This is a genomic window from Microbulbifer pacificus, assembly GCF_002959965.1.
GTDB lineage: Bacteria > Pseudomonadota > Gammaproteobacteria > Pseudomonadales > Cellvibrionaceae > Microbulbifer > Microbulbifer pacificus_A.
This window is the reverse complement of sequence record NZ_PREV01000026.1, coordinates 1,434,057-1,445,575: the sequence shown is the minus strand read 5'-3', so window position 1 is coordinate 1,445,575 and position 11,519 is coordinate 1,434,057. Positions and strand designations below refer to the sequence as shown.

8 protein-coding genes are annotated in these 11,519 nt (G+C 62.3%); 2 read left to right on the top strand and 6 right to left on the bottom strand.

All coding sequences use genetic code 11. The features are described 5' to 3' along the window. Positions 1-39: 39 nt before the first annotated feature. The 4 genes from C3938_RS06465 to epmB all read right to left on the bottom strand — a co-directional run bounded on the left by C3938_RS06465 (position 40) and on the right by epmB (position 7,765). Positions 40-2,046 carry a M1 family metallopeptidase gene (locus C3938_RS06465; RefSeq protein ID WP_199775497.1) on the bottom strand — a complete coding sequence of 669 codons (2,007 nt, stop codon included), beginning with the start codon at positions 2,044-2,046 and terminating at the stop codon, positions 40-42. A 401-nt stretch (positions 2,047-2,447) separates the two neighbouring features. Next, on the bottom strand, positions 2,448-4,535 hold the full coding sequence (locus C3938_RS06460; RefSeq protein WP_105102369.1) for an EAL domain-containing protein: 2,088 nt from the start codon (positions 4,533-4,535) through the stop codon (positions 2,448-2,450). Between the two features lie 244 nt (positions 4,536-4,779). Then, the gene (locus C3938_RS06455; protein ID WP_105102368.1) at positions 4,780-6,546 is read right to left on the bottom strand and encodes a hypothetical protein; all 1,767 of its coding nucleotides are present in this window, start codon (positions 6,544-6,546) and stop codon (positions 4,780-4,782) included. A 169-nt stretch (positions 6,547-6,715) separates the two neighbouring features. Beyond that, complete coding sequence (gene epmB / locus C3938_RS06450) at positions 6,716-7,765, bottom strand: EF-P beta-lysylation protein EpmB (protein ID WP_105102367.1); 1,050 nt, start codon at positions 7,763-7,765, stop codon at positions 6,716-6,718. 130 nt (positions 7,766-7,895) lie between these two features. On the opposite strand from epmB, the gene efp reads away from it, so the two are divergent. Continuing rightward, positions 7,896-8,468 carry an elongation factor P gene (efp, locus tag C3938_RS06445; RefSeq protein ID WP_105102366.1) on the top strand — a complete coding sequence of 191 codons (573 nt, stop codon included), beginning with the start codon at positions 7,896-7,898 and terminating at the stop codon, positions 8,466-8,468. A 304-nt stretch (positions 8,469-8,772) separates the two neighbouring features. Next, complete coding sequence (gene epmA, locus C3938_RS06440; RefSeq protein ID WP_105102365.1) at positions 8,773-9,729, top strand: EF-P lysine aminoacylase EpmA; 957 nt, start codon at positions 8,773-8,775, stop codon at positions 9,727-9,729. A 21-nt stretch (positions 9,730-9,750) separates the two neighbouring features. On the opposite strand, the gene C3938_RS06435 is transcribed toward epmA, so the two are convergent. Both C3938_RS06435 and cysE read right to left on the bottom strand, forming a co-directional pair. Then, positions 9,751-10,614 carry a GNAT family N-acetyltransferase gene (locus C3938_RS06435; RefSeq protein WP_105102364.1) on the bottom strand — a complete coding sequence of 288 codons (864 nt, stop codon included), beginning with the start codon at positions 10,612-10,614 and terminating at the stop codon, positions 9,751-9,753. 63 nt (positions 10,615-10,677) lie between these two features. After that, the gene (gene cysE, locus C3938_RS06430) at positions 10,678-11,496 is read right to left on the bottom strand and encodes a serine O-acetyltransferase (protein ID WP_105102363.1); all 819 of its coding nucleotides are present in this window, start codon (positions 11,494-11,496) and stop codon (positions 10,678-10,680) included. Between the last annotated feature and the right edge of the window lie 23 nt (positions 11,497-11,519).

Below are 11,519 nucleotides of genomic sequence, written 5' to 3'. Positions count from 1 at the left end.
TCCCCGGGATTGCCCGACGGGGAGTGCAGGAGGTGGGGATCAGTCCCCGTAAATAATCTTGCTGTTCACCTTCACGGTCAGCGGGTGATAGCCCGGCTTGGCCTTTTCGAAAATGCGCTTGGCTTCGTCTTCCTTGCCATTTTCCATCATGGCGCGGTACAGCGGACGCACAAATTTGTTGCGGCCGATGCCCACCAGGAATTCCTCCAGACGCGCATTGGCGGGCTCGTAGTTGTTGCGCACCGCGATCATCAGCCAGCTGAACGCCACTTCATTGTTTTTGGACTGGGTGAGTTTGAAGGTGCTGTCCAGCTCTTTCAGTTGCTCCTCACTCAGTTTTTCCGGCATGCCGTCGAGGAAGTATTTCCACTGGTGGAAGGTCCAGCCCTTGGTGTCGATATCGCTCGCCTTGATCTCGCCGTCCAGCCACTGCTGGCGTAGCGGGTCGATCTTGCTGAAGGCGTCGGACATGGGGTGCGGGGCGCCCTCGGGAATGCCGGGCTCGAATACCCACTGGTTGATGCGCTCGCGGCTCAGCTTGTCCGGATACTGCTTCAACAGGGTTTCATCCAGGTACTTCAGGAAATCTTCCGTGGTGATGCTCTGGAAGGCGAAGTTGTTGAAATACCCCATCAGGAATTTGTCGAAATTCTCGCGGCCGACTTTCTGTTCCAGTTCGTACAGGAACAGGGAGCCCTTCTCGTAGGGAATATTCGAGAACACTTCGTCCGGATCGCGGCCGCGCATGTCGATGGCCATGATCTCGTCCTTGTCTTCACGGTCGTCCAGGTCCGCTTGCAGGTCGTCGTAGCCCAGCGCCATCTCCATGTTGTAGCGCTCATCGCCATACACGAACTGCATGATGCGGTTGGTGAGGTAGGTGGTGAAGCCCTCGTTCAGCCACAGGTCGCGCCAGCTGGCGTTGGTGACCAGGTTGCCGGACCAGGAGTGGGCCAGCTCGTGGGCGATCAGGGCTACGAGGCTTTTGTCACCGGCGATCACGGTGGGAGTGATGAACGACAGGCGCGGGTTTTCCATGCCGCCGAAGGGGAAGCTCGGGGGCAGGATCAGCAGGTCGTAGCGGTCCCAGCGGTAGGGCCCGTAATTCTTCTCGGTGACTTCGAGCATGTCCTCGGTGTCTTCGAATTCCTTGGCAGAGGCGTCCAGCAGTTCCGGCTCGGCGTAGACCCCGGTGCGCTCGCCCATGGGTTTGAACTCGAGGTTGCCGATGCCGAGGGCGATCAGGTAGGACGGGATCGGTTGCGGCATGTCGAATTCATACACGCCGTCTTTTTCGGTGGTCGGATCGTTGTTGGCGCTCATCACCGCCAGCAGTTCCTTCGGCGTGCGGATGGTGGCCTTGTAGGTCATGCGCACCTGGGGGGAATCCTGCAGCGGAATGAAGCTGCGCGCGTGAATGGCCTGGGCCTGGGTGAACAGGAAGGGGTGTTTTTTGCCGGCGGTCTGCTGCGGGTCCAGCCACTGTACGCCGGAGGCGTCCGGGGAGGTCTGGTACTGGATGGCGACCCGGTTGGCGCCTTTCGGCAGCGCGATCTTGAGCGGGGTGCCGAGGTGTGGGTCTTTTTTGCCGAGGCTGAATTTCACCTCTTTGAGGTTGTTGCCCACGCCGGCGCGCACGGCCTTGATGTCGAGGTCGCGGGTGTCGAGCAGCAGCGGCGGATTTTTCTGGGTGAGGCGCTGGATGTCGAGGATGGCTTCGCCCTTGAGCACTTTATTGTCGAAGTCGGCGGTGAGGTCGAGGTCGAGGTGCTTGACGCGATAGTCGTTGGTATTGGCGAAGGAGTGGTAGTCGACGCCGGATTTGGGCTCGGCGTCAGCGGCGAGCGGTGCGTCTTTTTCCAGGTTTTCGGGTTTGTAGTCGGTGGCGCTGTCGGAGATCTGGCCGGCTTCAGGGCGCTCTTCGATCTGTTTTTGCTGCGATGGATCTTCGGATTTGCTGCAGGCGCTGAGGGTGGCGAGGCTGCATGCGAGCAGTCCGGCGCCGATCAGGCGGCCGAGGCCTGGGGTAAACAATTGGGGAAGCATTCGGGGCTCCATGATTGTTGTAATGGGGAAATTGGAATTGGGTAAATTCGTCGCGGCACAGAATACCCAATTGAGGGGGCGACGTGGAAATCCGGTTTCGGCTTTGCCGTTTAAGGTAGACCCAAATCGGGTGACACGGTGGGCTGTTCAAGTGTGGTGGCGGAGCAACTACCGTGCATCCATTCGCGAGACACGCCGTGAACCCAGTCCGGCCGCTTCAACGCGGCGCCTTGGCCCATGGGGGCTCTTCTAAAACATCCCTGTTTTAGACTAAGCGTAATCGCTTAGGACGCCGCAGGCGCCCGAAGGGGGAGGGCCCCAGGCCCGAATCAACGTCTCGCAAGGCCATACCCGGCAGTGGCACCTTCGCATCAAAAATTGCTTGTTGAACAGACCTTCGATCAATCCAGGCTGAAGTCAAAATCCATCTCGTCCCCCGGCGGCTGCACATAGTAGCCCTGGATATAGTCGGTGCCGGTCTGCCACAGGGTGGGCAGCATGCTGGCCTGTTCGACGTGGGGGACGATGACCTGGGTGTTGATCTCCTTGAGCTGGCCGACGAGTTTGACCAGCGCATCTGCGCCCTCGCCTTCGTCCTGTACTTCGCGCACGAAGGAGGCGTCGATCTTGGCGATGTCGACGTTGACGTGTTCCAGTGCCTTGAAGGGGCTGAGGCCGGTGCCGAAGTGGCATACGGCAACGCGGCAGCCCATGTCCTGGACCTGTTTGGCGAAGTCGCGGGCGGCGTGGAGGTTGCTGCTGATGTCTTCCGCACGCATCTGGAAGGCGACGCTTTTGGGGGGCACCTTGGCGGCCTTGAAGGCGACGCCGAGCCACGCGGGGAGGCTGGGGTCTTTGAGGGAGGCGGCGGTGAGGTGCAGCAGCAGGGAGACGCTCTGCCCCTTGGCGATCTGCGCGGCGGCGGCTTTGACGGCGGCGAGGATCACCCAGCGGTCCATTTTGGTGGAGAGGCCGGCGTCGCCGAGGGCTTCCAGGAAGGCGATGGGGGCGAGTTCGTCCTTGCCGTCCATGAGGCGCACCAGCACTTCGTAAATCTTTTCGCCGCTGCCCTGGAGGCTCAGGATCGGCTGGAACAGCAGTTTCAGGTTGCCGGCCTCCAGCGCCTGGGTGACGCGGGCGCGGTGGTAGGTATCGGCGTCGCCCTGGGTTTCGCTGTCGGGCTCGAACAGGGCGAAGGTGTTACCGCTGGCATCTTTGCTTACCGCCTGATTGTGGGCCCTGGTGGCCTGTTCCAGCACCTTGTCGGCGTTGCCGGAGGTCTCGCTCAACAGGGAGATCCCGGTGGAGGCGGTGATGTGCAGGGTTTTGCCGGCGGCTTCGAAGATGGTGTCGGCGACTTTCTGCAGCAGTTCCTTCGCGCGGGATTCGGCGCTGTCCGGAGTGGTTTCGGGCATCAGCAGGCAGTAGCTCTGCTCGCCGTAGCGGGCAATGATGTCGCCGCGGCGCACGCTGGACTGCAGCAGTTCGGCGAACTTCCTGTGCAGGTCGTCGGCACCGGCGACGCCGACGATCTGCTGTACGGATTCCTCGAAGCGGTCGATTTCGATATACATCAGGCCGCCGGTGCGCTGGGAGCCGGCGGCGGACTGGATGGCGTTGTCGAGCAGTTGCACAAAGCGCTGGCGGTTGTACAGGCCGGTGGCGGCGTCGCGGAATTTGGCTTCGTTGAGCTGGGCTTCCAGCTCCTCGGTATTGCCGCTGCTGGCGGCGATACGCACCTGCAGGCAGCGTTCTTCTTCATACACGGTGGAGAGCACTTCGGCGCGGGTGGGCAGCGGTGCGCCGCCGACGGTGCGCGCGGTGAACTGCCATTCCTGGGCCTCCACCTCGTTGTTGTTGATGCTGCATTGGCGCAGGAACTCGCGCGCGTCCGGTTGTTCACCGTCGGTGAGCATATCGATCAGCGGCTGGTATTCCACATCGTCGCGGTCCTTGTAGCCGAAGCGCTCGGCGAAGGAGTCGTTGGCGTAGACAATCAGGCCGTCGGAGACGTAGGCGATGGCGTCTTTGGAGCTGTCGAGCAGCTCGCGGGTGCGCTTCAGGGTGGCGTGGTAGCGGCGATCGTTGAGGCGCGACTTGCGGCGCTCTTCCAGCGCGGTGAGTTCGCGCTGGATGACCAGCAGCAGGTGCTGGTCGTCGTCTACCGTGACCACATCGCGGGCACCGATCTTGAGCCCTTCCACAGTCGGCTGCGAGCCCTCGCGCTCGCTCAACAGGATGGCGGGAACGTCTTTCTGGAGCTTGCTGATGGTGCGGATGGCGTTGGCCGCATCTACCTGCCTGCTCTGCTCGGTGGCGATCAGCAGGTCCCAGGTGTGTTCCTGCAGGAGCTTGGTCAGGGCCGCCTCGCTGGCGACGTGTTGGGCGCGGTTGGGGCGTCCGGCATTCTGCAGCATGCTCACCAGGCGCTGGGCTTCGGTCGGGTTGTCGTTGATCAGAAGAAGACGGATGGTGTTGTCGCTGCTCATTGTGTTCCTGTTGTACTGCGTTGCGGCGGTGCTGTCAGTTCGTGTAATACCGCTTCCTTGCCGTACCTGGGGTCCGTCTGAGATCAGCCGCGCAGGGCGGCCCAGGCGCTCCTGCGATCAGCCGCGAACCCGGTAGTTTGTCTGCCGCGGGCCGCGGGCACAAGTGCGGAGACCTGACTCTGAGATACGGTTCCCCAATTCCGCGCATAAATCGGACCGCGGACCGCTGGAGCCGCGACGGCGTTCAGGAAAACTCGAATATCGCGACGCTCCCGGTACGCATGCTGCACTGACCGAGGGTGACGGTGCGGGTCTGGCCGGCGGTGACGATATCCACGGTATCTCCGTTCTGAAACAGAGGTGTGGGCAGTACCAGCTCCGGTGGCAACCCGGTGTCGCCGGTAAGAAGCCCCGCCATGGGGTCGGTGCGGCGCCCTTCTTTTGTGTAGCGGTGTACCCGTACCGCACTGGTGTGACCGCCAAAAAATTCCACTCCTGCGCGGCACTGATCCGGGAGGCCGTACTGCCAGCGCACCAGTGCCACTTCCCAGCGCTCCTCGACGCGCACGGCGATCAGATCACCGCTGTGAAGACGGCCCTGAATGTCCGTCGGCAATCGCAGACCTGCGCCGCCGCTGCTGGTGTTGAGCAGGGTCGCGGGAATCGGCTGATAGCGCTTTTGGGCTCCGATGCCGTCGCCGCGGCGCGTGGTGGATGGGGCGCTCGGCAGCGGGCTGGAATACGCATCGGGAGCGGATACCTCGTACTCTTTTAACGCGCGGCCGGAGCGAAAGTCGATGGCGTCCACTTCCATTACCAGGATTTCGCCGGCATAGGCGTCGCCCGCGCTCCCAAGACTTGATACCGCATCACCACCCTGTTTCAGATGCCGACTGATGGCGCTGATACCAAGAATGACTTCGCAGCGGATGTTCACCGGCGTGCGCTGTCCACCGCGGCCTTGTTCCCCCGCCCACAGGGCCAGCACCCGCTGCAGAAGCTCCGCGGGCCGCTTTCCCGGGCGCCGCAGGGATCGTTGCACCTGCTGCAAGGGGCGCGTCAGGTCGATGGACCAGCCCAGCGGCGCGCAGAAATGCCTGGGGTCTACACGGGTCTGCTGCAGGCGCACCGCGGGGATGGGGGCCTGGTCCAGCCTGAGGCTCGCCAGCAGACTTTTGCCGGCGGGGTTGTATTGGTCCTGCAGAACGGCTTTGCCGGCCCAACCGGTGCAGAGGGTCCACAGCAGGTGCTGATCGCCGGTGTCGAGTTGCAGGGGATTGGCGCTGGCGAACAACGCGGATTGTATATACGGCTGTACAACCTTCTCCCGGGAGGTAAAGCGACTGCCGCCGACGCGAGTGCGCGCCAGGGAATCCGGAACCCGTCGCTGGTCCAGTTGATGTTCGCGCGCCAGCCGGACCAGGTACTGCATGCGGCTCCAGCCATTTTTGGGGGTGGCGAGATAGAAGTGGCTGCTGATCTGAACCAGGCTTCGATAGCTGTCGATAGCGCGGTGCAGCGCGCGTGCCATGCGCCGGCGGAAAAACAGCGGGCGGGGCGCGGCGCTCAGTTGCAGGCACACACTGGTGTAGGCCAGGGCCTGATGCTGATAGAGGATCGCGGCGGTGAGCAGGTCGCGTCGCTGTTCCTGGGTGTGCGCGCCGGGATTACCGCTCGCGGTGGAGGAAGACGAAAGTGCGCGACAGTGAGCGGCCACAATGGGGCGCAGCACCTCAAGGCTCGCCAGGCGCTTGCGCACCGGTGCATTCCATCGGGTCATCTCTGCCAGCAGGCTGCGCAGTGTGCCCGCACTCCGCGGTGCCCGGTTGTCGATGGGGCTCTGTTGCAGATGAGCGTCGAGCCAGCGTCGCAGCTGGCGGTGATTGCGGCAACCGCAACTGAGGAGTGGGAGGTCGCGGGGGCCGGTGGTGAGCTTTTCCCGCGCGCTGGATGTGGGTGCCGTTCCGCCGGTGGCGCGGCGCCCGATTTCTGATTCTGTTGCGTCCTGCATCGTGGCGTAACCGGGGTGTTATGTGCTTTCAGTATACGGAGCGCCCCGAAGCAGACAACAGCGGTCAAAGGGAAATGCGACGAAAGTGTGCGTTAAATCGCGAAAAATGTTCGTAAAATTCCGAAACTGCGTGTGAATTAGCTCCTTGGGGCTAGCCCTTCGGGGTGCTTCACAGAGGGGTTTTGGATTTTTCCGCGGGGACCTCGCGCACCAGTTTTGGTACCAGATAACCGGGCAGGCGCTGGCGCAGGCTTTCCACCAGTGCGCGCGCGCGATCGTCGCTTACCTCGAAGTGCGCCGCGCCCTGTACCCGGTCCAGCTGATGCAGGTAATAGGGCAGCACGCCGCTGTCGAACAGGGCTTCCGACAGCTCCGCCAGGGTGTCCTCGTTGTCGTTCACCTCTTTCAATAACACCGACTGGTTCAGCAGGGTAACGCCTGCGGCCCTGAGTCGGCCGAGGGCGGTGCGCACGTCGGTATCGATTTCGTTGGCGTGGTTGCAGTGGAGTACCAGCACGGGTTTCAGGCGACTGCCGGCGAACCAGGCGAGAAGTTCGTCGTTCACCCTGGACGGCGCGACGACCGGCAGGCGGGTGTGGATGCGCAGTTTGTCGAGTTGCGGGATCTGCGCCAGTTCACCGGCGAGCCACGCGAGCTGGCGATCGCCCATCACCAGTGGGTCGCCGCCGCTCAGAATCACTTCACGCAGGTCCTGCTGACTGCGGATATAGTCCAGTGCCTGCTGCCACTGAGCCCGGTTCAGGTGATTGTCACCGTAGGGGAAGGCGCGGCGGAAGCAGTAGCGGCAGTTGACCGCGCACTGACCGGCGGCAATCAGCAGCAGGCGGCCGCGATATTTGTGTACGACACCCGGCACCGGATTGGCATTGGCCTCTTCCAGCGGATCGTCGCTGAAACCTGGGGTGGGCTGCAGCTCGGCGCCAGTGGGCAATACTTGCAGCAGTATGGGGTCGCGCGGATTGCCGCGCTCGATACGGCCCAGCAGCGGGCGCGGTACGCGCAGCTGGAACAGCCGGGACGCGGCGCTTAACTGTGGCAGTTGTTCGGGGGTCAGTTGCAGCAGCGCGAGCAATTCCTGTGGATCGGTGACCAGGTCGGCCATTTCGTCCTGCCAGCGATGCGGCTGGGGATCGGCGCCGCCCTCGCGGGCGATTTCGACAGGACGGATTTCACGGGTGGGCTGGGGGTGCTGTATCATAGGCGGCTATTTTTGGCGCGGTCGGCGGCGGTACTGCTTTTGTGACGGGTATCTTTACTGGTCTGACCCGGTGTGGGGCGCGCGAAGTTTAATCAATCTGACGGCAGAATGCTGATATTTCGAGGAACCCATGGCTAGTTATTCCACTAACGAATTCAAAGGCGGTCTGAAGGTGATGCTGGACGGCGACCCCTGCTCCATTGTGGAGAATGAGTTCGTGAAGCCCGGTAAGGGCCAGGCTTTCAACCGTGTGAAGCTGCGCAACCTGAAGACGGGTCGTGTGTGGGAGCGTACCTTCCGCTCCGGCGAGAGCCTGGAGTCCGCGGATGTGATGGACCGTGAGATGGAATATCTCTACAACGATGGTGAGTTCTATCACTTCATGGAGCCGGAGTCGTTTGAGCAGCATCAGGCCGATGTGAATACGGTGGGTGATGCGGCCAAGTGGCTGAAGGAGCAGGATATCTGCACTGTGACCCTGTACAACGGTGCGCCGCTGGCGGTGACGCCGCCGAACCATGTGATTCTGGAGATTGCGGAGACGGATCCGGGTGTGCGCGGTGATACGGCGCAGGGTGGTAACAAGCCGGCGACGCTGGTGACCGGTGCGGTGGTGAAGGTGCCGCTGTTCCTGGAAATTGGCGATCTGATCAAGGTGGATACCCGTTCTGCGGAATACCTCGGTCGCGCCAAAGAAGACTGATCTCATTCGGTTTTACTTTTTTGGGGGCGGGTACTTCTGGTATCCGCCCTTTGTCTTTTGGGGATCCGTGGTACTTGCTTGGCAACCCCGGTGGCGGCATAGCACTGGGAGCGGGTTTTCAGGACCGCTGTGAACCCATCCCTGGGCGCTGCGGCGCAAAGTGTCCGGCCGCTTCAACGCGGCGCCTTCGGCCCTGTTTGCGACGCTCCTGAAAAATCCGCCCCCAGCACTCTGCCTTCACGTCCCGGTTTGTGCCAGTCGGCAACTAAAATGAATCCGCATCCAGACTTTTGGATTTTTTTGCATGTCTGAAACTTCCTCCTGGCAGCCTACTGCCTCCCTCGACAATCTCCGCCGCCGCGCTGCCCTGCTTGCGGATATCCGCCGCTTTTTCAGTGAGCGCCAGGTGCTGGAGATGGATGTGCCGATCCTTTCCCGGCGCGCGACCAGTGACCCGCATATCGATTCGATTGCTGCCAACTGCAGTGGCGAACCGGCGTATATGGCGACGAGTCCGGAGTTTGGGTTGAAGCGTCTTGTAGCGGCGGGGATTGGGGATTGTTACTACCTCGGCAAGGCGTTTCGCAACGGCGAGGCCGGCGGGCGGCACAATCCCGAGTTTTCGATGCTGGAGTGGTACCGGGTGGGGTGGGATGACCACCGCCTGATGATCGAGGTGGGGGAGTTGCTGTCGTGGGTACTGAAGATTCCGCAGGTGCATTCCTACAGTTACCGCGCGCTGTTTTTGCAGCATGTCGGGGTGGACCCGCATCGGGCGCCGTTCGAGGAGCTGCGGGAGGCGGTGGCGCGGGTGCTGGAGTTGTCGTTTGAGCCGGCGGGGCGGGATGAGTGTCTGGACCTGCTGATGAGCCATCACATCGAGCCGATCATGGGTGATGGGATTACGCTGGTGTACGATTTTCCGGCGACCCAGGCGGCGCTGGCACGGGTGGAGGAGGACGAGCTGGGGGTGCCGGTGGCGCGGCGCTTTGAGGCGTATGTGAAGGGTATGGAGCTGGCGAACGGTTACTGGGAGCTGACGGATGCGCCGGAGCAGCAGCGGCGTTTTGAAGCGGATCACCGCTATCGGGAGGACAGCGGCAAGCCGGTGTATCCGTATGAGGAGCGTCTGGTGCAGGCACTGGAGTCGGGCCTGCCGGACTGCGCCGGGGTGGCGCTGGGGTTTGACCGTCTGCTGATGCTGGCCAGTGGGGCGAGCCGCATCGATGAGGTGATTGCGTTTCCCATCGATCGCGCCTGATGAGATTCGACGGGGCTGGGGTCAGGCGCTCTGGCGGTCGTCGTCGAGGAGTTTGTTCTCTGTATCGGCGTTACTGATGTGGGCGCCGCCGCGTTCGGGGATGAAATCGTAGCGGGCGACTTCGCCGACGGCGTAGAAGCCGGCATTCAGCCAGATGTCCTGCTGTTCCTCGCCCACCAGGGCCACTGCGTGCTTGTGATGGCTGTGCAGTACCTCGTTGATCAGATGCTGCACCATGGTGCTGCCGATACCGCGACCGCGGTAGTCGGACAGGGTGCCGAGGTCGTAGAAGCCGAGGGCATCGGCGGAGGAAAACAGACAGCCGGTGGCGGCGGGCGCGCCCTGGAATTCACCGAGGAAATACTTGAGGCGGCTGTGCTTGTGCTCCGGCAGCTCGGCGAGCTGGTGATAGAATTTTTTTATCTGAGCAGTTTCCCGCGGACAGCGCTGCATTTCCGCCACCAGATCGCCGTAGGCCAGCAACTCTTCCGCGGTGTGCACAGCCTTGATTTCGAGCCCGTCCGGTTTCTTTTCATCGGTGGCGAGCTGCTTCACTTCTGCCGCCATCGCAATGACCGGCGCCTGGCGGGTCAGGTTGAGCTCCGCCAGTTCCGCGTCGTCCAGGGGCTTGCTGGCACAGTGCCACAGGGAGAAAGGGCTGTGGCGCTCGGCGAAATAATCCACCACGAATCGCTGCAGGATACGCGGTTGCATCACCGCGTTACTGATCACCTGGTTGAAGCGGGTGGAAAGCAGGCCGCTGTCGGTGCGCAGTAGTCCGGTAATTTCCTTGCTCTGTTTCGGGTTGAGCAGGTCGGCGCAATACCCGGCTTTGTTTTCCAGGTTGCGGCATACGAGGTTTTTGGCGCTGAGACTGTATTTCATGGTTACAGGATAGTCCCGCCGTTGCCCGGCGTATCTTTTTGTTCGCATCCTGTGACAGCAGAATCAGCCCGATTGATCCACCTGCGACAGTGCGCATTGATCCATGGACAGCGCGGGTTGTTCGCAGCTGGCGGTGCCGATCACTTTGGCCGGCACGCCGGCCACCAGGGATTTCTCCGGTACCGCTTTCAGCACCACGCTGCCGGAGGCGATTTGCGAGCAGCGGCCGATTTCGATGTTGCCGAGGATCTTGCTGCCGGCGCCGATCAATACACCGCAGCGCACCTTTGGGTGGCGGTCGCCGGATTCCTTGCCGGTGCCGCCGAGAGTCACCGACTGCATGATGGATACGTTATCTTCCACCACCGCGGTTTCACCGATGACGATGCCGGTGGCGTGGTCCAGCAAAATGCCCTGGCCCAGCTGCGCCGCCGGGTGAATGTCTACTCCGAATACCACCGAGATGCGGTGCTGGATAAACAGCGACAGCGAACGACGGTTTTGCTGCCACAGCCAGTGCGCCACGCGCCAGGCCTGCAATGCGTGGAAGCCCTTGAAGAACAGAAAGGGTTCGTAGAGGGAGTGGCAGGCGCTGTCGCGTTGATCGACGGCGGTCAGGTCCGCGCGCGCGGCCGCGCCGATATTCGGGTCCGCCTCCAGCGCCTCGTCGATGACTTCGCGGATCAACAGCGCCGGCGCCACCGGGCTGTCGAGCTTGTTGGCCAGGTGGAAGCTCAGCGCCGCTTCCAGTGTCGAGTGATTGAGGATGGTGGCGTGCAGAAAGCTGGCGAGAATCGGCTCGCGCTCGACCTGCACCGCCACATCGGCGCGGATGCGCTGCCACAGGGTATCTGTTTCCGCCCGGACTTTGACGCTTTCCATTTTTGCACCTCTTCCTTTTGTGT